Below are 25,649 nucleotides of genomic sequence, written 5' to 3'. Positions count from 1 at the left end.
TGATTACGTTAGCAGGCTTGTGGCAGCATTCCCACCGCCTGTGGCTGGGGTCGGTGCCATTATCATCTGCGTGACCTTATTTACTATCACGCTGCGCCTGAGTAGTGTATTGCCCGGCATGGCGACCGCCCATATCTTCGTCAGCTTATCCAAACAAGTTACTTTGAATGTCCGGCAGGCATTGCTGGACAAGCTTCTCGGCGAAACCATTACCAAAGTGCTGGCGGCGGTGTTAAGTGTGATTGGCGTAACGGCGGTATTGCTATGGATGCACTGGCAGCTGGCGCTGATTATCCTGTTGCTGAATCCGTTTGTGATTGCGTTGACCATGGTACTGGGCAAGCAGGTGAAAACCTGGAAGCAGCGCGAGAATACGGCGTTTGAATGGTTGTCGCAGTCGGCCACTGGAACCCTGGAAGCCATGCAACAGTTACGTGCCAGCAATACCTTGGTTACTCAGGCCGGTAGCGTTTACCAGCGCTTATACGGCCAGCAAATGGCGTAGACTGGGCTGGGAGATTGGCATTCGTTATTATTGATGCGCAAGCCTGGACACAAAATTTTTCTCATCCGCCTTGTCGCCCTGGTTGTTCAGCACATGGGTAATTTCCCCGGTACCGCCCAGTGACACACTGGTCACATGGCTGAACTGGATGTCAGGTGCCGTTGGCGCTTCAATGGCGCTATTAAGCTTGACGCCCGGGTTATTGCTAAAAAAGCAATATACGCCCATTCCCACTGCTTTGTGATGGGTGACCTGGTCAGCCAGTTTGTATGAAGCATAGCCGTTGACAGTGCCATTCATCCAGCTTTGCTGGTCAGGCACATCATAAGGGGCTTCGCTCTGGTAGAAGTACACTTCACCACGATTACCATTCCACAAGGTCTGGTAATCGTGGAAATGTTCTACAAACAAGCCATACATGGTGACATCGTCACCATTCACAACGATACCGTGCCTGGTTTTATTGGTGTTCCAGCCTATGCCATCGCCATGATCGGCGCGCCATACCCATAAATTGTCACCAATCACATTGTTGCTGTTGATAATCACGCTGTCTGTTGCATTCCCTACCGTGGCACCGCCCACCCGGAAAAAGGCATCATGCAAACTGATAGGGCTTTGCGCATGGCTGCTGGTGTTTTTACTGTCTCCCACTTGCAGTAATACATCCGAGTTTTCCTCGCCGGCATCAAACAGGATCCCGCCTACTTTGACACCGTCGACATCGGCGATGGTCATGGCGGCATTGCCTGCAACTGGCTGCAGGGTAGCGATGCCCAGTCCAAGGACAACGGTATTGGCTTGCGTAACATGCAATGGCGCATCCAGCTTGTAAATACCAGGTGTTAGCAACAGGTGCTTGCCTTTGGATAAGGCCATATTGATGGTGTATGCGGTGTCTGTGTCCGCTTTGGCGATATAGAATTGGTCCAGCGGTAACAATGTTTCATTTTGTGCTTGGGTTTGCCAGCTAATACCTTGGCTATTTTGGCGCAACCCTGGCACTACCACACTATAGTTGCCGGCATGATCTATGGTCAGGAAAGGTTTTTCGCGCACCACGGGTGTCTGTTCAACCACCGTATAAGGCGGGTTTGGCCAGTTTTTGGATGCTGGTGCATTTTTCACACCGACAAACACCATGTTCCAGTTGGCATTGGTCCAACTCCCTATGGTTGAATTGCGCGTCAGCCATTGCTGCTGGGTGCCGGAATTAATCTGCTGGTCAACCAGGCTATCGGCAATGAAACCACCGCTGGACCAGCCGCTATCATCATCCAGCAGCATATTTCCACGCACATGCAGGCGGCGTAGCGGTGCTGCCTGGGAGACTGCCCATTGCATGGTGCCATTCTCCGGAATCACGGAAAGGTTCTCTACGCTGCGCCAGAAGTTTTGCGTGGCATCGCCGCCATGCCAGGCAGCTTCCACGCGGATACCACCTTGCAACGTGACATCATCCGGTGTTTGGCCCAGTCCCAGTAACTGTGTGTAAAAACCCAGCTGCACTTTATTGTGGTAAACACCTGGTTTGAACAGTACGGCATAGCGTTCCGGGCCGAATTGATTGCTTTCCTGCTGTTCGAATAAAGCGTCCAGTTTTTGTTGTACTTCATTGGCAGGCATGGAGGGGTCCATGATGAGGACATGCTCACCAAAATCGGGTGTTGCCACCGTTTTTTTCTGTGCTTCCGTGGCCTGGCAACCAAGCAAAAGCAAAGAGGTCAAGCTTGCAGTGGCGGCATACACACCATGGCGATGAAATGAAAAGTAAGACATAAACAGGGTTCTTTCAACTTATCACGACTGTTTGCTTGACCACTGCATGAGCCGTGAAATTCAATTTTTCTGACCACCATGTGGTGAGCCAGCCTGAGTGCCGCGTGTATTTATTTCCAGAATTAATCACTAGGGCGCCAAGTTTAATGTCGTTAGTGTCTCCCGTCTGACACGCGCAAGCAAGGCAGCATCGTCAATCAGGGATTCACCATAAGACGGAATCAATGCTTTCAAGCGCTCTTGCCAGGATGCGCTTTGCATGCGAGCTGCAAAACAGCGCTGCAACACGTCCAGCATGGCTTTGACGCTGACGGAGGCTCCAGGCGATGCGCCAAGCAGGGCGGCCAGGCTGCCATCTTCGCTGGCGACAATTTCAGTCCCGAATTCCAGCTTGCCCCAATGCTGGTGGCAACGTTTAATGATCTGCACGCGCTGCCCGGCGTGCGCCAGGCTCCAGTCCTTGCCATTGGCATCGGGTAAAAACACGCGTAGCGCCTGCATGCGCTGTTCGTGGCTTTGAAAAACTTCCTTGATCAGGTATTTGGTCAGGTCGACATTATGGCGACAGGCGCCCAGCAGGCTTTTGATGTTCTTGAATTTAACCGATTTGGCCAGGTCGAAGCGTGAGCCTTGCTTGAGAAAGCGCGTGGTGAAGCCTGCATACGGGCCAAACAACAAGGCTGGCTTACCCTGGATCAGGCGTGTATCCAGATGCGGGACTGACATGGGGGGAGCACCTACGGCAGCCTGGCTGTAGACCTTGGCATGATGCTGGTGGATGAGTTCGGGGTTATTGCAAATCAGCCATTGGCCGCTAACCGGGAAACCGCCATAGCCATGGGCTTCGGGAATGCCGGATTGCTGTAACAGCGGCAATGCGCCACCGCCTGCCCCCAGGAATACGAATGGCGTGTTGAATGATTGTGTTTGCCCGGATGGCAGGTGTTGCACGCGCACTTGCCAGAAGCTGCGCTCACGGGTGGCAGATCGCTTGAGTTTGCTGACGTGTGACTGCGTCAGCAAGGTAAAATTGGGGCGTGTTTTCAAATAAGCCACCAGTTGGCGCGTCAACGCACCAAAGTTGACATCAGAACCATATTCCACGCAGGTAGCTGCCATGCTGGCTGCTTGTTTGCGGCCAGCCATCATCAGCGGCATCCAGTCATTTAATGTGGCTGGCTGGTCGCTCCATTGCATGTCGGCAAACAGCGGGTGTGCTTGTAGCAGTGTATGGCGTTTGCGTAAAAAGGCGCTGTTCTGCTCTCCCCAGACAGCGCTCAGGTGGGGCACGCGCTGGATAAAACCGGCGGCATCCAGAATGCCTTCTTTGGCCAGCGTCGACCAGCATTGCAATGACACTTCAAACGCGGCATTGATTTCAAGGGCGCGCCGGATATGGATGTCGCCATGCTTGTCTTGAGGTGTGTAGTTCAGTTCGCAATAACCGGCATGCCCTGTGCCCGCGTTGTTTAATGCATCCGAACTTTCGAGTGCCACATCTTCCAGTTGCTCCACCATGCAGATATGTAATTGGGGATCCAGCCGATGCAGCAAAATAGCCAGCGTGGCGCTCATGATGCCGCCGCCAACCAGCAATACATCGATATCGGTTGTTGCCATGATGTGTGAATTCCTCATAATGGGGCGCTTGCAGGCCAAACGCACAATAACCCCGCATTATAAATCGAAAAAAGAAAACCATCATCCAGCCGTCTATCACGGCACGCAGGGAAAGCGGCAAAGCGGCTACAGCCTTGTCAAATAAAGACTTTTGCGGTAATCTCCAGCATTCGCCAAAGAAGTGATTTAACAAGTAGAAAATAAAATCTGGCCGGAATTGCCAGGCACTTGGGCGAAGTTAATTATTTGACGTGCCTGACTAAAGTATCTGGCATGGGTGTGTGAATGGGGAGCGTATGAAAAATCCGTTGGAATCAATCACTGGCACCATCATCTCGGGGTTGTTGCTGACTCTGGCACTGGTTTTTTTCCTGAAAAATTTTATTGTGGCCGGGGGCTGAACCATGGAACTGGTCCCGGCACTGGCACGATGGATACATTTTCTGGCGGGCATTACCTGGGTCGGCCTGCTTTATTACTTTAACCTAGTGCAAATGACGGCCTTAAAGGCAGCAGCAGCTGATGGAACAGCCATCGGCATCAACAGGCATGTCGCCCCGCGCGCCTTATTCTGGTTTCGCTGGTCAGCCGTAGTGACATGGTTGGCGGGCGCTGCCCTGTTAGGGGCACATTTCACGGATGCGTTTATGTTGCGCAATGGGTTTGAAGTGATTGGTGTAGGTGCGTGGCTAGGTACCATCATGCTGTTGAATGTTTGGATTCTGATCTGGCCTAACCAGAAAAAAATTCTGGGATTGGTTGTGGCAGATGAACCTGCCAGAAATGCGGCGCGACGTGTAGCCATGCTGGCGTCACGAGTGAATATGATGCTGTCTCTGCCCATGCTGTTTTTTATGGCAAACGGGTTGAGCCACCGTGCGGTATTAGGGTTTTAACGGGTTTAAGGCGGTTACGGCGGCTTAAGCCGCCGTTTTGTTTTTGAAAAAAGGGTTTGAAATGCATTCCGAACATTTAATGAACACGTATGGCAGGCAGCCTGTGACATTTGTCAAAGGCGAGGGCGTCTGGTTGACGGATACTGCCGGTGATCGCTATCTGGATGCATTATCCGGGGTTGCGGTGAATGGCCTCGGTCATGCCCACCCCAAATTTGTGGCTGCACTAAATGCACAGATTGCCAGGTTGATTCATGTCTCCAATGTCTACCAGATTGCCGAGCAAGCAGCACTGGCTGACAAGCTGACAGAACTGTCCGGCATGGATAGGGTGTTTTTTTGTAACTCTGGCTGTGAGGCCAACGAGGCAGCCATTAAACTGGCACGGCTGTATGGGCATAACAAAGGCATAGACCATCCGGAAATCATTGTCATGGACCAGAGTTTTCATGGCAGAACCATGGCAACCTTGTCGGCCACCGGTAACCGCAAGGTGCAGGCCGGTTTTGAGCCATTGGTCAGTGGCTTTGTGCGGGTGCCTTTTGATGACCTGGAAGCGATTAAAGCCATTGCTTCGCGCAAAAACAACGTGGTGGCCATTCTGCTGGAGCCAGTACAAGGCGAGGGCGGTGTGCATATCCCGGCCAGCCTGGACAGTTATTTCCAGGGTTTGCGTGAGATTTGTGATGCCAACGGCTGGTTGCTGATGCTGGATGAAGTACAGTCCGGTATTGCCCGGACCGGTACCTGGTTTGCCTTCCAGCATACCAGCATTATGCCGGATGTAATGACACTGGCGAAAGGCCTGGGCTCTGGCGTGCCGATTGGTGCCTGTGTAGCACGCGGTGTGGCGGCAGAAACCTTTACGCCGGGCAAGCATGGCTCCACCTTTGGCGGTAATCCACTGGCGACTGCAGCCGGCCTGGCCACACTGAATATCATTGCAGAAGAAAACCTGCGTGAAAACGCACAAGAGGTGGGGGATTACATCGCCAGCCTGTTAACCGACGCACTGAAAAACCAGGCTGGTATCGTCAATATACGCAACGCTGGCATGATGATAGGCGTAGAGTTGGACAGGCCATGTGGCGAGCTGGTCAAACAGGCCCTGGCGGCCAGACTGTTGATCAATGTCACCTCCGAGAAAGTCATTCGTTTGTTACCATCCCTGGTGATGAGCAAGCAGGAAGCTGAAGAGCTGGTCAACAGGCTGGCTCCTCTGATTTTGAATTTTTTAAAGGCAAGCGCATAAAGTAATGAGCGCCTGAATATCATGAGTATCAAACATTTTTTGCAATTTAATGATCTGACCCGCGACGAGATAGAGCATATCTTCGCACGTGCCAAATGGATTAAGTCGCAGTTCAAGAACTACCAGCAATACTGGCCTTTGACAGACCGTACCCTGGTGATGATCTTTGAAAAAGCCAGTACGCGTACCCGCCTGTCGTTCGAAGCAGGCATGCAGCAATTGGGCGGTTCGGCGATTTACCTGAATACGCGTGATTCCCAGTTGGGGCGTGGCGAGCCGGTGGAAGATGCGGCGCAGGTGATTTCACGCATGAGCGATCTGGTGATGATCCGTACATTTGAACAAAGCATTATCGAGCGTTTTGCACAAAACTCCCGTGTGCCAGTGATTAACGGTTTGACCAATGAATATCACCCTTGCCAGATCCTGGCGGATATTTTCACCTTTATCGAGCATCGTGGTTCGATTCAGGGCAAGACCGTGGCCTGGATTGGCGACAGCAACAACGTGTGCAATACCTGGTTGCAAGCCGCCGAAGTGCTGGATTTTAATGTACATGTATCTACGCCGCCCGGTTACGAAGTGGAGCCTGAACGCGCTAACTTGTATGGCACGGATCACTTTGAGTCATTCGCTGACCCGATGGAAGCTGCGCGTGGTGCTGATCTGGTCACCACCGATGTCTGGACCAGCATGGGGTTTGAAGCCGAGAATGAAGAGCGCCGTAAAGATTTTGCGGACTGGCAGGTAGATGCCGACATGATGAAAGTGGCAAAAGCTGATGCCTTGTTTATGCACTGCCTGCCTGCGCATAGGGGCGAAGAAGTGTCGGCAGATGTGATTGATGGGTCGCATAGTGTGGTCTGGGATGAAGCGGAAAACAGGTTGCATACCCAAAAGGCACTGATGGAGTACCTTTTGTTGGGCAAAGTCGCATAAGCAAAGTGTGATGTGCGAGTGATTTCGGCGCAGGCTAACCTTTTAAGCGAAAGCGACCTTAGCCAAGCCATCGTCATACAGCCAGCACTGATGGAGTATTTGTTATTAGGAAAAGTGGCCTGATTGAACGGGCCTGCAGATTTGGGATAATTTTAGATGAGCGATATTAAAAAAGCGGTGTTGGCATACTCCGGCGGTCTGGATACCTCCGTAATCTTGAAATGGTTGCAAGACACCTACCAGTGTGAAGTGGTGACATTTACGGCTGATCTGGGGCAAGGTGAAGAGCTGGAGCCAGCGCGTGAAAAGGCCAAGAAATTCGGTGTCAGTGAAATTTACATCGACGATTTGCGTGAAGAGTTCGTACGTGATTTCGTGTTCCCGATGTTTCGTGCCAACACGGTGTATGAAGGTGAGTACCTGTTAGGCACCTCTATCGCACGTCCATTGATTGCCAAGCGCCTGATTGAAATCGCTAATGAAACCCAGGCCGACGCCATTTCACACGGCGCAACCGGTAAAGGCAACGACCAGGTACGTTTTGAGTTGGGCGCTTATGCGCTGAACCCGAATATCAAGATTATCGCCCCATGGCGTGAATGGGATTTGCTGTCCCGTGAAAAACTGCTGTCCTATGCCGAGAAACACGGCATCCCAGTGGAAATGAAGCATAAACAAGGCGGTAGCCCCTATTCCATGGATGCCAACTTGCTGCATATCTCTTATGAAGGCCGTCACCTGGAAGACCCAGCGGCAGAAGCCGAAGAGGATATGTGGCGCTGGACTGTGTCACCGGAAAAAGCACCGGATGCAGCCGAGTACCTGGACCTTGAGTTCCGTAATGGCGATATCGTGGCCCTGAATGGCAAAACCATGAAGGCGCATGAAATCCTGGCCGAATTGAACCGTTTGGGTGGTAAACATGGCGTGGGCCGTCTGGACCTGGTGGAAAACCGCTATGTCGGCATGAAGTCCCGTGGCTGTTACGAAACACCGGGCGGCACCATTATTCTGAAAGCACACCGTGCGATTGAAAGCATCACCTTGGACCGTGAAGTGGCGCATTTGAAAGATGACCTGATGCCACGCTATGCCAGCCTGATTTATAACGGTTACTGGTGGAGTCCTGAGCGTCTTGCGCTACAAACCCTGATCGATCACACTCAGGCCACGGTTAACGGCTGGGTGCGTGTGAAATTGTACAAAGGCAATGTGATTGTGGTGGGCCGTGACAGCAAGACAGATTCGCTGTTTGATTCGACCATCGCTACCTTTGAAGATGACAAAGGTGCGTACGACCAGAAAGATGCCGGCGGCTTTATCAAGCTGAATGCCTTGCGCATGCGCATTGCAGCCAATTTGCATAACCGCAAAAAATAAACCCATGTCCAGGCGTGTGATTGCTTATGACTCTACCTTGCGCGACGGGGCACAGGCGCAAGGTGTGTCGTTCTCTGTGGAAGATAAGCTCAAAATTGTCCAGCGCCTGGATGAATTAGGCATTGGCTATGTTGAAGCCGGCAATCCGGGTTCAAATCCTAAAGATTTGGAGTTCTTCACACGTGTGGGTGAGTTAAACCTCAGGCACGCCAAAATCATCGCCTTTGGCAGTACCCGCCGGATCGGGATTACTGCGGCTGAAGACAAGAACCTGCAATCCCTGTTATCAGCCAATACCCAGGCGGTTGCCATTTTTGGCAAAAGCTGGGACTATCAGGTCACTGATATCCTGCGTACCTCCCTGCAGGAAAACCTGGCCATGATAGGGGATACAATCGCCTATCTTAAAGCACAGGGCAAAGAAGTCGTGTTTGATGCCGAGCATTTCTATGATGGATACAAGGCGAATGCAGAATACGCCTTGCAGACCCTACAAGCAGCGGCTGATGCGGGTGCAGATGTGCTGGTATTGTGCGATACCAATGGCGGGACGTTCCCTGACGAAATCTTTGCAATCACCAAAACAGTCGTTGCCCGTTATCCTCTATTGCAAATTGGCATCCATTGCCACAATGACTGTGATATGGCCGTGGCAAATTCCGTAGCTGCGATACAGGCCGGTGCAGTACAGGTGCAGGGCACCATGAATGGCATTGGCGAACGTTGCGGCAATGCCAACCTGGTCTCTATCATTCCTAACGTGCAGTTGAAATTAGGGTTTGAGTGCATTTCTGGGGCGCAATTGGCTGAACTGACGGCTGCCGCACGCTTTGTCAGCGAAGTGGCGAATGTCGCTTTCAATGACAAAGCGCCTTATGTCGGTTATGACGCTTTTTCACACAAGGGCGGCATGCATATTGATGCCGTTAACAAAAATCCCAAGTCCTATGAACATATCAGCCCGAATGCCGTAGGTAACGAGCGCCATATACTGGTGTCCGAAGTGGCAGGGCGGGGCGCCATCCTGAGCAAGCTGCAGCAAATCGACCCCACATTGACCAAAGAGTCTGAAGCGGCAATCAAAATACTGGAGCATTTGAAAGCACTTGAGCATGAAGGCTATCAGTTTGAAAGCGCAGAAAGCTCGTTTGAACTGCTGATGCAAAAGCTGCTGGGGAAATTCCAGCCATTTTTCACACTCAAGCAATATAGTGTCGATATTCATGAGCCTAGCGCCGATGGCATGAATTCATCCGTTACCGTTCATCTTATTGTGGAGGGGCAAGAGTCTGGCGGCAGTGCGCAAGCGGATGGGCCAGTGGATGCACTGGACCAGGCAATGCGCAATGCGCTGGCGCCGTTTTACCCAGCCATTCAAGACATCAAACTGGTAGATTACAAGGTACGCGTGCTGGACTCCAATCTGGCAACGGCTGCCAAAGTGCGCGTCATGATTGAATCGACCGACCAGCAAACCAACTGGACAACGATCGGCGTCTCTACGGATATTATCCAGGCTTCCTGGCTGGCCCTGAAGGATGCGGTGGAATATAAGCTGCTCAACGCTGGCAAAACACGCGTTGTTGCCTGATTACACCGGCTGTAACAACACCATCTTTAATTGCTCCTGTTCTACCAGGCGCAGTGTGACCTGTTGAAAATGTATCAGCCCGGATTGCGGATGTTGGAATTCACGCTGCCCACCTTGTCTTTCCAGTACATCATGCTGTTTCCAGAAACGATCAAACTCCGGGCTGCTGCTACTCAATTCACTGACTAGTTGCTTGACTTCGGGCTCCTCCAGCCGTGAGCGGCAATCAGCCCTGAATTCAGCTACCAGCCGCCGGCTGCGCATTTCCCAGTTGACTACAAACTGTCTCGCAGCCGGATTGGAAAATACGAACCGCAGCAGGTTGGGATGCTGGCCGGCAGGCCATGTAACATCCAGCAGACCGGCGAATAATTCGGCGGCGGCCTGGTTCCAGGCCAGCATATCCCAGGTGCGCCCCATAATGTAAGCGGGAACCTGGATATGGCTTAATATGCTGACCAGGGGTTCTGGTGCCGTATCCACTTCGCTTTGATGGGCCTGCGGATCACGCCGGTCTGCCATGTCAAACAAGTAATTACGTTCCGATTTGCTCAGTTTTAATGCTGTTGCCAACCTGTCCAGTGCTTCAGCCGAGACATTGATTTCACGTGCCTGCTCAATCCAGGTATACCAGGTGGCACTGATGCCTGCCAGTTGGGCGACTTCTTCCCGCCGCAAACCCTGCGTACGCCTGCGAGAACCGGAAGGAAAACCAAAAGCTTCCGGGCTACCTCGCTGACGCATGGCTTGTAGAAATTCTGCAAGTTCTACTCTTCGTGTATCCATTTGATTTGATTATCCTATTAGTGTTAATACTAGTATAAATCATATTCTTGTAAGGGTATTAAAAGTTCGGTATTCTGCGCGTGTTTTATTTATTTATGGGGTAGGAAAGGAACTGTCATGGCAGGAAAAACGCTGTACGACAAATTATGGGATTCGCATGTGGTACGTGAAGAGTCAGATGGTACCTGTTTGATTTATATCGACCGTCACCTGGTGCATGAAGTCACCAGTCCACAGGCGTTTGAGGGGCTGCGCATGGCAGGACGCAAGCCATGGCGCAATACTTCTATTGTGGCAAACCCGGATCACAATACGCCGACCAAGGACTGGGACAAAGGCATTGAAGACCCGATTTCACGCCTGCAAGTGGAAACCCTGGATAACAACATCAAAGAGTTCGGTGCCCTGGTGTATTTTCCTTTTAAAAACAAGGATCAAGGCATTATTCACGTGATCGGGCCCGAGAATGGCACCACGTTGCCTGGCATGACCGTGGTTTGCGGCGATAGCCATACTTCCACACATGGTGCGTTTGGCGCACTGGCGCATGGCATTGGAACATCGGAGGTTGAGCACGTACTGGCAACGCAGACCCTGGTCGCTAAAAAATCCAAACGCATGCTGGTGCGCGTGGATGGCCAATTGGGTAAAGGCGTGACCGCCAAGGATGTTGCTTTGGCGATTATCGGCAAGATCGGGACAGCCGGCGGCACAGGCTATGCGATTGAGTTCGGTGGTGAAGTCATCCGTGCCTTGAGCATGGAAGGGCGCATGACGCTATGTAATATGGCGATTGAAGCGGGCGCCCGTGCTGGCCTGGTGGCGCCGGATGAAAAAACAGCGGCTTACCTTGAAGGCCGCCTGCATGCGCCCAAAGGAGAAAACTGGACCAAGGCAGTCGCTTACTGGAATACTTTGCAATCAGATGCGGATGCGCAATATGACACCGTGGTGGCATTGAACGGGGCTGATATTGCGCCGCAAGTGACCTGGGGTACTTCGCCAGAACAAGTGCTGCCTATCGGTTCCACAGTGCCAGATCCGGCGAAGGAGGCAGACACGACCAAGCGCACCAGTATCGAAAACGCGCTGAAATACATGGGTTTGAACGCCAATACGCCGATTGACCAGATCCAGCTGGATAAAATCTTTATTGGTTCATGCACCAACTCGCGTATTGAAGACTTGCGTGCAGCTGCCAGTGTGGCCAAAGGTAAGAAAGTGGCCAGCAATATCAAGCTTGCCATGGTGGTGCCAGGTTCCGGCCAGGTGAAGCGCCAGGCGGAAGAAGAGGGGCTGGACAAAATCTTTATTGAAGCCGGTTTTGAATGGCGTGAGCCAGGGTGCTCCATGTGCCTGGCGATGAATTCAGACCGTTTGAGCCCTGGCGAGCGTTGTGCTTCCACCTCCAACCGTAACTTTGAAGGCCGTCAGGGGCCGGGTGGCCGTACGCACCTGGTGAGTCCGGAGATGGCTGCTGCGGCTGCGATTGCCGGTCACTTTGTGGATGTGCGCAGCGCATAAGAGGAGAATACTATGAAAGCATTTACTACTTTAAATGGCCTGGTCTGCCCGCTTGATCGTGCCAACGTGGATACGGACGCCATTATTCCCAAGCAGTTTCTGAAGTCGATCAAACGCTCCGGCTTTGGCCCTTATCTGTTTGATGAGTGGCGTTATACTAATTACGGTGAGCCAGGCATGGATTGCAGTACGCGTCCGCTCAACAAGGATTTTGTACTCAACCAGCCACGCTACCAGGGTGCACAAGTCCTGCTGGCGCGTGACAATTTCGGTTGTGGCTCCTCGCGTGAGCATGCACCGTGGGCGATTGAGGATCAGGGTTTCCGTGTAATTATCGCGCCCAGCTTTGCCGATATTTTCTTTAATAACTGCTACAAAAACGGCATTCTGCCGATTGTGGCTTCCGCAGAGCAGGTAGATCAGTTGTTTAAAGAGTGCCTGGCGAATGAAGGCTACAAGCTGAGCGTTGATCTGGTCGCGCAAACGGTGACGATGCCTTCTGGCCAGTCATTCAGCTTTGAGATCACGCCCACCCGCAAGCACAACCTGCTTAATGGCCTGGATGAAATTGGCCTGACCTTGCAGCATGCGGATGATATCCGGGCGTTTGAAGTGAAACATAAGGCGGCACAACCCTGGTTGTTTGCTTAACTCAGCGGCGCAACGATGTTTGCGCTGACTATGTGCTTTATTCAAAATGATGAAAAAGGAATTTTTTAAATGGCTTTAAATATTGCAGTCTTACCTGGTGATGGCATCGGCCCGGAAATTATTGCGCAGGCGTTGCGCGTGCTGGAAGTGCTGAAAAAAGAAGGTCTGGACATGACCTTCACTGAAGCGCCATTGGGCGGGCAGGCCTATGACCGGTTTGGTCATCCGTACCCTGAATTCACGCAGGAAATCTGTCGTAAAGCCGACGCGGTATTGCTGGGTGCCGTCGGTGGCCCGCAATATGACAGTCTGGACCGTCCATTGCGTCCGGAGCGTGGTTTGCTGGCGATCCGCAAGGACTTGGGTTTATTCGCAAATTTGCGCCCGGCCGTGCTGTTCCCTGAGCTGGCCAATGCTTCCACTTTGAAAGCGGAAGTGGTGGCTGGCCTGGATATCATGATTGTGCGTGAGTTGACTGGTGACGTGTATTTTGGCCAGCCACGTGGCATCCGTACCAATGACGAAGGTGTGCGCGAGGGTTTTAACACCATGATTTACAGCGAACCAGAAGTGCGTCGCATTGCGCATGTCGCTTTTGAAATTGCCATGAAGCGTGGCAAAAAGCTGTGTTCTGTCGATAAAGCTAACGTGCTGGAAACGACAGAGTTCTGGAAAGAAATCGTCATCGATGTGGCCAAAGAATATCCAGAGGTAGAACTGAGCCATATGTACGTGGATAACGCGGCCATGCAATTAATCCGTAATCCGAAGCAATTCGATGTGATGGTGACTGGCAATATCTTCGGCGATATCCTGTCTGATGAGGCTTCCATGCTGACCGGATCTATCGGCATGCTGGCCTCTGCTTCATTGAATGAAAGCAAAAAAGGGTTGTACGAGCCTTCACATGGTTCTGCACCGGATATTGCCGGTAAAAACCTGGCCAACCCGATTGCGACCATCCTGTCTGCTGCCATGATGCTGCGTTACAGTTTTGATAACGAAGCAGCGGCAACGCGTATTGAAAATGCCGTGAAGAAAGTACTGGCGGCGGGTTATCGTACGGGGGACATTTACGAAGAGGGCACCAGGAAGGTATCGTGTTCCGAAATGGGTGACCAGATCGTCGCGGCAATGTAGCACTGGCTATCCCATTTGCGTATGGTATAGTCGCAACCAAATTAATGATTAGGATTTAAAAAATGGCGCAATTTGATAATGTCAGCGTTAAAAAGAAGGCAAACGTTTATTTCGATGGCAAGTGTGTAAGCCACACTGTGCTGTTCCCGAATGGCACTCGCTGTACCGTTGGAGTTATTTTTCCTGGCACTTTGACCTTTAATACCGGCTCTCCAGAATTGATGGAGATTAATGACGGTGTTTGCAAGGTACGCTTGAAAGGTGAAGAAAACTGGATCACTTACAAGGCTGGCGAGAAATTCACTGTAGCCGGTAACTCTTCTTTTGACATTGAAGTGGTTGAAACCGTAGACTACGTCTGCCATTTTGAATAATTATGACTGCCTGGCAGAGCGATGTTGTGAACGCTTGCCGTATTTAATGTACTGCCCGCGCTTCATACTTTGTTCTGCCATTGCTGGAAAGGTTTTTAAAGATGCCAAGTTTTGACATTACATCAGAAGTTGATATGGTCAACTTGAAGAACTCGATTGATGCTTCGATCAAGCAGATTACCAATCGCTATGACTTCAAAGGCACATCAGCCAAAGTCGAGTTCAACGAAAAAGACAAAGTCATCACCTTGTTTGGCGACAATGACTTTCAGCTGGACCAGGTGAAAGATATCTTGCTGCCAGCGATGGAGAAAAAAGAGCCGGAATCCTCCAAGCGCCTGGAACACAAGGACGTGCAAAAAGTGTCTGGTAATAAGGTAAAACAGGATTTGCGTGTGCAGGATGGCATTGATAGTGACCTGGCCAAGAAAATCACCAAGCTGATCAAAGACAGCGGTATGAAAGTGCAGGCCAGTATTCAGGGTGATACGGTGCGTGTGAATGGTGCCAAGCGCGATGTCTTGCAGGAAGCCATTGCATTTGTGAAAAAGAGCATTACTGATTTTCCACTGAAATTCGGTAATTTTAGAGATTAATAAATAGGGAGAAAAAATGATGTCAAAAGTAATGGCACTGATCGCAATTGTCATGGTATTGGCAGGTTGCAATACTGTAAATGGCATGGGTAAAGATATGGAGCAAGCTGGCGAAGCGGTGCAGCGTTCCACTAAATAAGGTTTTTAATGCCGGCATTGCCGGTAAGAATATCGGGATAACATGTTAAAAGTAGGGTTTGTAGGCTGGCGCGGTATGGTGGGCTCTGTGCTCATGCAACGCATGATGCAGGAGAATGATTTTGCGGATATCGAGCCACAATTTTTCACGACATCGCAGGCTGGTGGCGCCGCACCGAGTGTAGGCAAGGCTTCACCTGCGTTGAAAGATGCCAGGAATATTGCCGAACTGAGCAAGATGGATGCAATTGTCTCCTGCCAGGGCGGTGATTACACCAGTGAGATTTTTCCGCAACTGCGCAATAGTGGCTGGAATGGCCACTGGATTGATGCCGCTTCAACCCTGCGCATGGAAAAAGAAGCTGTCGTGATCCTCGACCCGGTCAATATGCATGTGATTAAAGATGCACTGGCAAATGGCGGTAAGAACTGGATTGGCGGCAACTGTACTGTTTCCCTGATGCTGATGGCTTTGAACGGTCTGTTTAAGGCTGATTTGGTCGAGTGGGCGACTTCCATGACCTATCAGGCAGCTTCCGGTGCCGGTGCGCAGAATATGCGTGAGTTGATTAGCCAGATGGGTGTAGTCAATGCCTCTGTGGCGGATCTTCTGGCGGATCCTGCTTCAGCCATTTTGCAAATTGATAAAACAGTGGCTGACACTATCCGCAGTGAGGCATTGCCCAAATCAAACTTTGGTGTGCCTTTGGCTGGTAGCCTGATTCCATGGATTGACAAAGACCTGGGTAATGGCCAAAGCAAGGAAGAGTGGAAAGGTGGCGTGGAAACCAACAAGATTCTTGGTCGCGAAGCTAACCCGATTGTGATTGATGGCTTATGTGTGCGAATCGGGGCCATGCGTTGCCATTCGCAGGCATTGACACTGAAATTGCGCAAAGACGTACCGCTGGATGAAATCAACCAGATGCTGGCTGAAGCGAACGAATGGGCCAAGGTCATCCCGAATGAGCGTGAAATCAGCATGCGTGAACTGACGCCTGCTGCAGTGACAGGTACGTTGACTACGCCAGTGGGTCGCTTGCGCAAGCTGGCCATGGGAGGGGAATACCTGTCTGCGTTCACGGTTGGCGACCAACTGCTGTGGGGCGCTGCCGAGCCACTGCGTCGCATGCTGCGCATTCTGGTCGAAGCTTAAGCAAGCGATTAAATTTCAGCCCGTAAAGCCATGATTGATTAGTGAAATCATGGTCTTTTCGGGCTTTTGCTTTTCATGCCTTGCTATTTAATGAATGGTAAGCTGTCATCAGTGCCGGTTTTCGTGTGTATCGCGCAGTTTGGCGTGCTTGCGTGGCTTGCAGATTGATGCTATGTTGGCAAACGCCATGAATTACAAGGGTTAAACGGTGTCTACATTCCAATTAAAAAAATTAGCCTTTACATTGAGCCTGGGGTTAAGTTTAAGTGCGGCGATTACTGCTTATGCAGCTGGCCTTGGTTCGATGACCTCCAGCTCCAAATTGGGTGAACCGCTGAATGCAGAAATTGAATTGCTGGCCGTGGCGCCTGGCGAATTGAATAGTATTCAAGCCGCATTGGCCAGTGATCAGGTGTATCAGGACCAGATGCTGGAAAAGCCGGCTTCCTATCCTTATATCAATATTGCCGTTGGCAATAACAGTCAAGGACAACCCGTTCTCAAACTCACCAGTTCGCAACCGATTACGGAAGCGTTCCTGGATATGCTGGTTCAGGTGGACTGGCCAACCGGTCGTCTGGTCAAGGAATATACGTTGTTGCTGGATCCTCCCGGTTTCAACTCAAATTACGTATCAGAACCAAACGGATTGCCTGTGGCAGCACAGCCCGTAGCCTCACCTGAAGCGGCCAGGCCCGAAGTTGCACCTGCGCTGGATGCTGAAAAGCCTGAAATCAGCCAGCCTTTGGCTAAAAAGCCATCCGCGGCCGATACTGTACCCTCCCAACCATCCGTGCAGGAAACTGCCGATAACACAGCATCAGCCTCGGTGACCACCGCCCGTGGCGATACGTTATATGCGATTGCAAGGCAGATGAAGCCGGATAACGTCAGCATGGAGCAAATGCTCGCTGCGCTTTACCAGTCCAACCAGGGCGCATTCGATGGCAAAAACATGAACCGCCTTAAAGTCGGCAAGATTATCCGCCTGCCAGACCAGGCCACGTTGAACGGTATCAGCCGTCAGCAGGCTAATCACCTGGTGGTCGAGCATACGACCCATTGGCTGGCGTATAAAAACGCCCTGTCAAATGCAGTCAAAAATGCAGATGCCCATGAAGCGGGTGGCAATACGCAACAATCCGCTGGCAAAATTGGCAGTGCGCAGGAAAAAACAGCACCACAAGCTGCTGCTAAAGATGTGTTGAAACTATCTGCCGGTGATGAAAAGTCCGGCAGCCAGACAGACAAAGCCTCGGCGAATGCCGCAAAAGAAGAGGCCATCGCCAAGGAAAACGCCATCAAGGAAGAGCAGTCTCGTGCAGCGGCCCTGGAAAAACAGGTCGCTGACATGAAGAAGCTGGTGGAGATGAAAAATAACGCCATGGCGCAGGCTGAACAGAATGCTGCGCAAACACAGAAAAACGAGCCGAAGACGGATCAACCATCTTCAGAAAAAACAGCAGAGCCAGCCCCGCCTGCGGCACAAACAGCACCCGCGGCAGAGCCGGTAACCGGGAGCACACAGCCTTCATTTATGAAAGTGTTGCTGGAACGGTTGAAACATATTAATCCGGTTTTGCCATGGGCACTGATTGCATTGCCTATACTGATTTGTATCTGGGCGCTGATCCGCATCCGCCGTAAAAAGGAAATTGATACTTTTGAAGACGCGATTATGACTTCGCCTGCAACAGAAATGCAGAATAATACCGTCTTTGGTGATACACAGGCTGCTTCAGGTGACACGTCTTTCCTGACTGATTTCTCGCAAAGTGGTGTTGGTGGCATGATAGATTCACATGATGTGGACCCCATTGCCGAAGCTGAGGTATATATGGCCTATGGCCGTGATGCGCAGGCAGAAGAGATTCTCAAGGATGCTATCCAGAAAGATCCGGAACGGCAGGAGCTCAAGCTGAAGCTGCTTGAAATCTACCAAAGCACCGGCAATAAAGCAGCATTTGAGTCGCTGGCGGGTGAAGTTTATTCAACTATTGGCTCTTCCATGGTGGCTTCTGGTGATCAAACTTGGACAAAAGTTGTCGCCATGGGTCAGAAACTCGACCCTGAGAACGCGCTCTATCAAATGCCTGCTTTGGATAATGATGTCCCGATAGTGCCAGTGACTGAAGCACAAAATGAAGAAGCGGGCTACCACTTTAACTTTGAAACGCCGGCACTGGAATTTGATGCGGCAGACACGTCTGCTGAGAAAACGGCGATCAGTAGTGTTATCCCTGAAAGCTCTTCTGTTGAGGATAGTAATGTAAACGCTTCTGAAGATCCCCAGCCTGAAATGATGGCGTCCCTGGCTGATCCGGCGGAGGATTTTCCAGCGCTTCCTGAAACACCTGTGCTGGAAATGCCGGCGGAGTTTCAGGAACAGCAATTGGCTACAGATCTGGCGCAACCACAAGACCCGGGTGTTGAGTCTACCTTTGCAGCGGGAGTAACAGAGGCTGCTGACGCTGAATTAGATAGCGGTATGGATGCCGAGCTGACACCAAAAGCCCTGGATTTGCCTTCCCTGAATCTGGATGAAGGCATGGCAGAAACTGAAAGCAATGCTGCCTATCAGCCATCAGCCACAGGAGAGCAGACACTGTCATCTGATGATGCTGTATTTGAATCCCTGCCAGAGCTCTCGCTGGAGTTGGGCGCACCCAATGCTATCAATCAATCCTTGGCTGAGGATGATCCACTGCTGATGGAAGAGGTCAGTTTAGAGACTGCCGGTGATGTGTTGAATGATATACCTGTTGATAATATGCCCTCTCCTGTAGCGGAGTTTCCCGAAATCTCTCTGGATATGGGAGGTAAGCTGGAAGAGGAGATGGTGGCACTGGATAGTGAGCCGGAAGAAGTGAATACCAAACTGGATTTGATTCAGGCTTATATTGACATGGAAGACATGATAGGGGCGAAAGAGCTCATTGAAGAAGTCATGAGTGAAGGCGGTGAGCGCCAGCGGCAGCGTGCAAGCGAATTGCTGGCCAAAGTGGCATAACCAGAAGGTGACGTAAAAAGGCCGGGAATCCGGCCTTCTGCATTATAGGGGTTCCAGTGGTTTATTGCAAAGCCACGGCCGAAACTGCATTAGGTGTTATGGCTGGCAACCCTTATACTAGGCGCCATGAAAATCGCTATCGGCATTGAATATCACGGCGCCTATTTTCAGGGCTGGCAAAGCCAACCCAACCATCGTGGTGTTCAGGATGCTCTGGAAGCAGCCATTGCTGAGGTGGCCGGTGAGGCAGTGAGATTGCATGCCGCAGGGCGTACGGATACTGGCGTGCATGCCTTGATGCAGGTCGCCCATTTTGAAACAACGGCCATCCGGCCACAGCAGGCATGGGTACGGGGTACCAACGCGCATTTGCCGCCCTGGGTGCGCGTATTGTGGGCGTATGGGGTGTCTGACGATTTTCATGCCAGGTTCAGTGCCCGGGCGCGCAGTTATCAGTATGTACTGTATAACCATGCCGTAGCACCAGCCAGCCAGCATGGAAGGGTAGGCTGGTATCACAGGCCTTTGGCGGCCGATGCCATGCAACAGGCAATTCAAGGGCTGATTGGCGAACATGATTTCAGTGCGTTTCGTGCCAGCGAGTGTCAGGCCAGTTCGCCGATACGTACCATGCATGATGCAACGGTGAGCCAGCAAGGACGCTATATTATCTTCAGTTTCCGGGCCAATGCCTTCCTGCAGCACCAGATCCGTAATATGGTGGGTGCGCTTATCTATGTCGGGCAAGGCAAACTAGATGTGCCCGCTTTCAGCGCATTACTGCAGCAGAAAGACCGCACACTTTCGCCGCCGACGTTTATGCCGGATGGCTTGTATTTTACGGGCGTCACCTATGATGAACACTGGCAACTGCCAGTATGCGAAGCATGTTGGGATTGAGCGTACCCCATTTAATGAAGTGATACGGATCAGTGAGTGAGATGAAAAGAACCAGGGTCAAAATTTGTGGCATTACACGCCGGGAAGATGCATGGGCTGCTATTGATGCAGGCGCGGATGCACTGGGGTTTGTGTTTTATGCGCCCAGTCCGCGGGCTGTGGATGCAGCACAAGCGCAGGCAATCATGAAAACCTTGCCCCCTTATGTCGGCAAAGTGGGGCTGTTTGTGAATGCTTCTGTGGCAGAAGTACGGCAAGTACTGGAAACCACTGCGCTGGATTGTTTACAGTTTCACGGAGATGAGCCAGCAGATTATTGCGGGCAATTTAATCTGCCATATTACAAAGCAATCCGCGTCAAACCAGGGGTAAATTTGATACAATGCGAGCTTGATTTTGCGTCGGCTTCCGCCTTGTTGCTGGATGCCTTTTCCGAAAAGGCAGTCGGTGGTACCGGGCTGGCATTTGACTGGACACTGATTCCACAAGGAATGCAAAAACCACTGATATTGGCCGGGGGATTAAATCCTGACAATGTCGCACAGGCCATGCAACAGGTCAGGCCTTATGCAGTGGATGTCAGTGGCGGTGTTGAGGCGCAAAAAGGAATTAAATCCCCGGAAAGAATAGCTGCATTCATGCAGCAGGTGATGCAGTTTGATGCTGTGCACAATGGGGCGGTTTGAATAACGGAACGATAGACGGAGTAGCGCATGCAAGTGTATGACATGCCAGACGAGCGTGGCCATTTTGGCCGATTTGGTGGGACTTTTGTTGCAGAAACCCTGGTAGAAGCCCTCGAAGAGTTGCGGGTGATGTATGAAAAATACCGGCATGATCCCGAATTCCTGGCTGAGTTTGCTTACGATCTCAAGCATTTTGTTGGCCGTCCCAGCCCGATTTACCATGCCAAGCGCCTGTCCGAAAAAGTGGGCGGTGCCCAGATTTACCTCAAGCGTGAAGATTTAAACCATACCGGCGCGCACAAAATAAACAATACCATTGGCCAGGCACTGCTGGCCAAGCGCATGGGTAAACCTCGCGTGATTGCTGAAACCGGAGCAGGGCAGCATGGGGTTGCGACTGCTACCATCGCAGCACGCCTGGGTTTGGAATGCGTCGTGTATATGGGGGCGGAAGATGTCAAGCGCCAGGCGCCTAATGTATTCCGTATGAAATTACTTGGCGCCACTGTTGTGCCAGTCGAAAGCGGTTCCAAAACGCTGAAAGATGCCCTGAACGAAGCGATGCGCGATTGGGTCACCAATATCTCCAATACTTTTTATATTATCGGGACTGTGGCCGGTCCACACCCTTACCCGATGATGGTACGTGATTTCCAGGCAGTGATCGGTATCGAAGCCAAAGAGCAGATGCAGGAAATGATAGGCCGTCAACCGGATGCGGTGGTTGCCTGTGTTGGCGGCGGTTCTAATGCCATGGGTATTTTCTATCCCTATATTGACGTTGAAGGCGTACGCCTGTTTGGTGTGGAGGCGGCGGGGCATGGCCTTGAAACCGGCCAGCATGCAGCCCCATTGACTGCAAACAGCCCTGTGGGCGTGCTGCATGGTAACCGTACTTACCTGATGCAGGACGAAGATGGCAATATTGTGGAAACACATTCCATTTCAGCTGGCCTGGATTATCCCGGCGTCGGCCCTGAGCATGCATGGTTGAAAGATATCAAACGTGCGGAATATGTGGCGATTACCGATGATGAAGCCATGAATGCTTTCCATCAGCTGTGCCGCACGGAAGGGATTATTCCTGCCATGGAATCCAGCCATGCCCTGGCTTATGCCGAAAAACTGGCCAGAACCATGTCGCCAGACCAAGTGGTGCTGGTGAACCTGTCCGGCCGTGGCGACAAAGATATCAATACCGTGGCACGTCTGGCGAATATCACGCTGTAATTCAAGATCATTAAAAAAAGAATTCTTTGTTATGTCCCGTATCCAATCCGTTTTTGCCGAACTCAAAGCGCAGGGCAAAAAAGCGCTGATCCCCTACATCACTGCCGGTGATCCACATCCAGACCAAACGGTGCCTTTAATGCACGCGCTGGTGGCTTCAGGTGCCGACATGATTGAACTTGGCGTGCCTTTTTCCGACCCGATGGCAGATGGCCCCGTGATCCAGCGGGCCAGTGAACGGGCGCTAGTGCATAAAATAGGCCTGCGCAAAGTGCTGGAAATGGTGAAGACCTTTCGCGAAACCAACCAGAAAACACCGGTCGTGCTGATGGGGTATGCCAATCCTGTCGAAGCGATGGGGACAACCAGATTCGTGGCATTGGCAAAAGATGCCGGTGTGGATGGTGTGCTGACGGTAGATTATCCACCAGAAGAGTGTGAAAGTTTTAACCAGCAGTTGGCGCAAGCCGATATTGACAGCATTTTCCTGTTGTCACCGACGACAGAACCATCCCGCACCGAATTAATCGTTAAGCAGGCAACCGGTTTTCTCTATTATGTATCGCTTAAAGGTGTGACTGGTGCGGCCAACCTGGATATTGTTGAAGTTAAAAAACGCGTGGCAGAAATCCGCAAAACCACGGATATGCCCATTGGCGTAGGGTTCGGCGTAAAAGATGCCGCGACTGCGCATGAAGTGGCGGCGATCGCCGATGCGGTGGTGGTGGGCAGCCGTATGGTGCTGGCAATTGAGCAATCCAATGCCAATACGCTGATCCCGAATGTACAGGCTTTAATGAAAGAATTGCGTACGGCGATTGATGCGGTTTAATGCCATCGCACTAGCTAAGCAGGAGATGATATGAGTTGGTTAGACAAGATTCCACAAAAGATTAAACGGGCTGTCACTGGCCAGAGACGTAATATGCCGGAAGGTTTGTGGCATAAGTGTGATGCCTGCCAGACAGTACTTTATCGTACTGACCTGGAAGCTAACCTTGAAGTTTGCCCGCAATGTGGTCATCACCACCGGCTGGGTGCACGCAGCCGTTTGAATCTGCTGCTGGATACTGAAGGCCGCAGTGAAATTGGTACTGATGTAACACCCGTGGATGCCTTGAAATTCAAGGACAGCAAACCTTACGCTGAACGCATGAGAGCAGCCCAGCGTGACGTCAAGGAAAAAGATGCGCTGATTGTGATGCGCGGTACAGTTGAACGCGTGCCGGTTGTGGTGGCGGCGTTTGAGTTCAAATTCATGGGCGGCTCCATGGGTTCTGTGGTCGGTGAGCGCTTTGTACGTGGAGTGCAGGCTGCGATTGAGCATAAGTGTGCATTTATCTGTATTTCTGCCAGTGGAGGTGCACGTATGCAGGAAGGCTTGCTGTCCCTGATGCAAATGGCTAAAACCAGCGCAGCGCTGACTAAGCTATCTGAAGCCGGCTTGCCGTATGTCTCCGTGTTGACCGATCCCACCATGGGTGGTGTATCCGCCAGTTTTGCCATGTTGGGCGATGTGATCGTGGCCGAGCCTAACGCCTTGATTGGTTTTGCAGGTCCGCGCGTGATTGAGCAGACGGTACGTGAAACCTTGCCGGAAGGCTTCCAGCGCGCCGAATTCCTGCTGACGCATGGTGCTATTGATATGATTATTGACCGCCGTGAAATGCGTGCCAGGTTAAGTCAATTGATGGCCAGCCTGTTGAATATTTCCAAAGCTGCCTGATGTCATCTGCAATATCCAGGCTTCCCAATACAGTAGAGGCCTGGCTAAGTTATATTGAATCGCTACATCCCACCTCCATAGAAATGGGGTTGTCCAGGGTCCAGGCCGTGGCTGCCTGTTTGCAGCTCACGTTTCCTTTTATCGTGATTAGCGTGGGGGGCACCAATGGCAAAGGTTCTACCTGTGCCATGCTGGAGCGTATCTATACCACGGCAGGCTATCGTGTCGGTTGCTACACTTCCCCACATCTGCTGCACTATCAGGAAAGAGTACGCTTTAACGGTACCCAGATTGCCGATGAGTTGCTGTGTGCCGGTTTTGCAGCAGTAGAACAGGCGCGGGGTGATATTTCCCTGACCTACTTTGAAATGGGCACATTGGCAGCGTTGTGGGCCTTTGAGCAACAAGCGCTGGATGTGGCGATCCTTGAAGTCGGGCTGGGCGGCCGCCTGGATGCGGTGAATATTGTGGATGCGGATTGCGCCATTGTGACCAATGTTGACCTGGACCATATGGAGTTCCTGGGAGATACCCGAGAATTGATTGGCCACGAGAAAGCTGGCATTTATCGCCAGCAGCAAATTGCGATTTGCGGTGATGCAGATCCACCTGCATCATTGCTGGATTATGCCCAGGCGCTGGGTGTCAAATTGCGGCGCTTTGGCATCGACTACCAGATCAGTGTCGACCATACCCATCATGCGCAATATCATGATGCACAAGGCCAGTTGACGATTGATTCATTGCGGTTGTTTGGTGATTACCAGTGGCATAATGCCGCCAGCGTGATATATGCCGTACGCACCTTGCAATCCCGGCTACCGGTTAATGATGACAGCCTGTTGCAAGGCCTGACCGGCACTGAAGTGGTCGGCAGATTTCAATATTGGCACCGGAACCCGGATATTATCCTTGATGTCGCCCATAATCCGCATGCCGCGCGCGCGTTGCGCAGCAACTTGCAGCAATTAACTACAGATGGCGGCAAGGTGATTGCCGTATTTTCCATGTTATCGGATAAGGACATTAGCAGCGTGATTGATATCCTGCATGACGTGATCGATGACTGGAACATTGCGTCCATCCAGCATCCGCGCGCCGCCAGCATCGACTTCCTGAAAGATTGCCTGTGCAAGAGAGTGGCTGAAACACATGTGACTGTCCATCCGGACTTGCCGGCAGCCTTGCGAAGCAGTTATAGAAAAGCGGCAAAAAATGATAAAATCATTGTGTTCGGCTCATTCTTTACTGTGGCTGCAATCCTGGAAACCACGCCTGACCAATGGGCTTCATGAAGCTTTCCTGATTGACATATTGATCTGGGTGAACACTTCACACATATGGCGAGAGATGCTTTGACAGACAAGGAACTGGTACTCAAGAAAACAGCCCGCAGGCGACTGGTAGGGGCTGTGACACTGGTCGTGTTAATGCTGATTGTGCTGCCTTTTGTGTTGAAGGACAGGGCGGTAGAACCGACGCACGATAATGTAGAAATTACAGTTGTAAACCACCAGGCCAATAAAGAGCCGATTCTGGAATTGCCCGATGATGAAGGGGTACTGGATAGTGAAGCTATCGTGCCTGATCATTCTTCAGCCGCTACCCCTGCGACAGAACAGCCAGTCGCCCAGATTGAAGACACTCCGGCACTTACTCCCGTGGCGCCTAAAGGAGCCACTGTCCAACCTGAATCCTCCTCCAGTCCAGTTTCCAAAGTTGAACCCAAAGTTGAACCCAAAGTTGAACCCAAAGTTGAACCCAAAGTTG

At 51.5% G+C, this 25,649-nt stretch carries 23 protein-coding genes and 1 pseudogene; 21 read left to right on the top strand and 3 right to left on the bottom strand.

The genetic code is table 11. The features are described from left to right. The first annotated feature begins 19 nt into the window (after window positions 1–19). Window positions 20–505 (top strand): ABC transporter transmembrane domain-containing protein, encoded by a 486-nt coding sequence (locus tag BLP53_RS00410; RefSeq protein ID WP_245652548.1) that lies wholly within the window; start codon window positions 20–22, stop codon window positions 503–505. Window positions 506–532: 27 nt separating this feature from the next. On the opposite strand, the gene BLP53_RS00405 is transcribed toward BLP53_RS00410, so the two are convergent. Together BLP53_RS00405 and mqo are read right to left on the bottom strand one after the other, a co-directional pair. Continuing rightward, a complete protein-coding gene (locus tag BLP53_RS00405; RefSeq protein ID WP_245652547.1) occupies window positions 533–2,284 on the bottom strand; it encodes an adenylyl cyclase in 1,752 nt (583 codons plus the stop codon). Between the two features lie 129 nt (window positions 2,285–2,413). After that, window positions 2,414–3,904: a malate dehydrogenase (quinone) gene (gene mqo / locus BLP53_RS00400; RefSeq protein ID WP_091470264.1), complete on the bottom strand. Its 1,491-nt coding sequence runs from the start codon at window positions 3,902–3,904 to the stop codon at window positions 2,414–2,416. 404 nt (window positions 3,905–4,308) lie between these two features. Here mqo and BLP53_RS00395 point away from each other — a divergent pair, with 404 nt between their 5' ends. The 5 genes from BLP53_RS00395 (at window position 4,309) to cimA (ending at window position 9,962) form a co-directional block, all read left to right on the top strand. Further along, window positions 4,309–4,800: a urate hydroxylase PuuD gene (locus BLP53_RS00395; protein WP_091468110.1), complete on the top strand. Its 492-nt coding sequence runs from the start codon at window positions 4,309–4,311 to the stop codon at window positions 4,798–4,800. Window positions 4,801–4,861: 61 nt separating this feature from the next. After that, window positions 4,862–6,052 (top strand): aspartate aminotransferase family protein, encoded by a 1,191-nt coding sequence (locus tag BLP53_RS00390; protein WP_176755173.1) that lies wholly within the window; start codon window positions 4,862–4,864, stop codon window positions 6,050–6,052. 21 nt (window positions 6,053–6,073) lie between these two features. Further along, complete coding sequence (gene argF / locus BLP53_RS00385; RefSeq protein ID WP_091468103.1) at window positions 6,074–6,991, top strand: ornithine carbamoyltransferase; 918 nt, start codon at window positions 6,074–6,076, stop codon at window positions 6,989–6,991. A gap of 156 nt (window positions 6,992–7,147) precedes the next feature. Continuing rightward, on the top strand, window positions 7,148–8,371 hold the full coding sequence (locus BLP53_RS00380; protein WP_091468101.1) for an argininosuccinate synthase: 1,224 nt from the start codon (window positions 7,148–7,150) through the stop codon (window positions 8,369–8,371). 4 nt (window positions 8,372–8,375) lie between these two features. Next, window positions 8,376–9,962, top strand: a complete 1,587-nt coding sequence (cimA, locus tag BLP53_RS00375; RefSeq protein ID WP_091468098.1) for a citramalate synthase — start codon at window positions 8,376–8,378, stop codon at window positions 9,960–9,962. Here the strand turns inward: cimA and BLP53_RS00370 are convergent, their stop codons facing one another. Beyond that, entirely contained in the window at window positions 9,963–10,748 is a 786-nt protein-coding gene (locus tag BLP53_RS00370; RefSeq protein ID WP_091468095.1) for a helix-turn-helix transcriptional regulator, read from the bottom strand. A 117-nt stretch (window positions 10,749–10,865) separates the two neighbouring features. Between BLP53_RS00370 and leuC the strand changes: the two genes are divergently transcribed. The 15 genes and pseudogenes from leuC to BLP53_RS13745 all read left to right on the top strand — a co-directional run. Then, on the top strand, window positions 10,866–12,272 hold the full coding sequence (leuC, locus tag BLP53_RS00365) for a 3-isopropylmalate dehydratase large subunit (RefSeq protein ID WP_091468092.1): 1,407 nt from the start codon (window positions 10,866–10,868) through the stop codon (window positions 12,270–12,272). Between the two features lie 12 nt (window positions 12,273–12,284). After that, on the top strand, window positions 12,285–12,923 hold the full coding sequence (gene leuD, locus BLP53_RS00360) for a 3-isopropylmalate dehydratase small subunit (protein WP_091468088.1): 639 nt from the start codon (window positions 12,285–12,287) through the stop codon (window positions 12,921–12,923). A gap of 69 nt (window positions 12,924–12,992) precedes the next feature. After that, window positions 12,993–14,063 (top strand): 3-isopropylmalate dehydrogenase, encoded by a 1,071-nt coding sequence (leuB, locus tag BLP53_RS00355; protein ID WP_091468084.1) that lies wholly within the window; start codon window positions 12,993–12,995, stop codon window positions 14,061–14,063. Between the two features lie 62 nt (window positions 14,064–14,125). After that, window positions 14,126–14,437, top strand: a complete 312-nt coding sequence (ppnP, locus tag BLP53_RS00350; RefSeq protein ID WP_091468080.1) for a pyrimidine/purine nucleoside phosphorylase — start codon at window positions 14,126–14,128, stop codon at window positions 14,435–14,437. A gap of 101 nt (window positions 14,438–14,538) precedes the next feature. Continuing rightward, window positions 14,539–15,033 carry a YajQ family cyclic di-GMP-binding protein gene (locus BLP53_RS00345; protein WP_091468077.1) on the top strand — a complete coding sequence of 165 codons (495 nt, stop codon included), beginning with the start codon at window positions 14,539–14,541 and terminating at the stop codon, window positions 15,031–15,033. Window positions 15,034–15,049: 16 nt separating this feature from the next. Beyond that, on the top strand, window positions 15,050–15,172 hold the full coding sequence (locus BLP53_RS00340) for an entericidin A/B family lipoprotein (RefSeq protein ID WP_143001336.1): 123 nt from the start codon (window positions 15,050–15,052) through the stop codon (window positions 15,170–15,172). A 42-nt stretch (window positions 15,173–15,214) separates the two neighbouring features. Further along, window positions 15,215–16,327, top strand: a complete 1,113-nt coding sequence (gene asd, locus BLP53_RS00335; protein ID WP_091468069.1) for an aspartate-semialdehyde dehydrogenase — start codon at window positions 15,215–15,217, stop codon at window positions 16,325–16,327. Window positions 16,328–16,535: 208 nt separating this feature from the next. Then, window positions 16,536–19,337, top strand: coding sequence for a motility hub landmark protein FimV (locus BLP53_RS00330; protein ID WP_091468066.1), 2,802 nt, complete (start codon window positions 16,536–16,538; stop codon window positions 19,335–19,337). A 126-nt stretch (window positions 19,338–19,463) separates the two neighbouring features. Next, window positions 19,464–20,237 carry a tRNA pseudouridine(38-40) synthase TruA gene (truA, locus tag BLP53_RS00325; protein WP_091468063.1) on the top strand — a complete coding sequence of 258 codons (774 nt, stop codon included), beginning with the start codon at window positions 19,464–19,466 and terminating at the stop codon, window positions 20,235–20,237. Window positions 20,238–20,278: 41 nt separating this feature from the next. After that, window positions 20,279–20,923 (top strand): phosphoribosylanthranilate isomerase, encoded by a 645-nt coding sequence (locus BLP53_RS00320; protein WP_091468060.1) that lies wholly within the window; start codon window positions 20,279–20,281, stop codon window positions 20,921–20,923. A 27-nt stretch (window positions 20,924–20,950) separates the two neighbouring features. Next, on the top strand, window positions 20,951–22,153 hold the full coding sequence (gene trpB / locus BLP53_RS00315; RefSeq protein WP_091468056.1) for a tryptophan synthase subunit beta: 1,203 nt from the start codon (window positions 20,951–20,953) through the stop codon (window positions 22,151–22,153). 31 nt (window positions 22,154–22,184) lie between these two features. Next, entirely contained in the window at window positions 22,185–22,985 is an 801-nt protein-coding gene (gene trpA, locus BLP53_RS00310) for a tryptophan synthase subunit alpha (protein ID WP_091468052.1), read from the top strand. A 30-nt stretch (window positions 22,986–23,015) separates the two neighbouring features. Then, window positions 23,016–23,879: an acetyl-CoA carboxylase, carboxyltransferase subunit beta gene (accD, locus tag BLP53_RS00305; RefSeq protein WP_091468049.1), complete on the top strand. Its 864-nt coding sequence runs from the start codon at window positions 23,016–23,018 to the stop codon at window positions 23,877–23,879. Beyond that, complete coding sequence (gene folC, locus BLP53_RS00300; RefSeq protein ID WP_091468046.1) at window positions 23,879–25,174, top strand: bifunctional tetrahydrofolate synthase/dihydrofolate synthase; 1,296 nt, start codon at window positions 23,879–23,881, stop codon at window positions 25,172–25,174. The genes accD and folC overlap by 1 nt, the downstream gene beginning before the upstream one ends. Window positions 25,175–25,219: 45 nt before the next feature. Then, window positions 25,220–25,649 (top strand): annotated as a pseudogene (locus BLP53_RS13745) (SPOR domain-containing protein); the annotation flags it as partial.

It is taken from the genome of Methylophilus rhizosphaerae, assembly GCF_900100975.1.
Taxonomy (GTDB): Bacteria; Pseudomonadota; Gammaproteobacteria; order Burkholderiales; family Methylophilaceae; genus Methylophilus; species Methylophilus rhizosphaerae.
The sequence above is the reverse complement of the archived record's forward strand: the minus strand, read 5'-3'. Positions and strand labels throughout refer to the sequence as shown.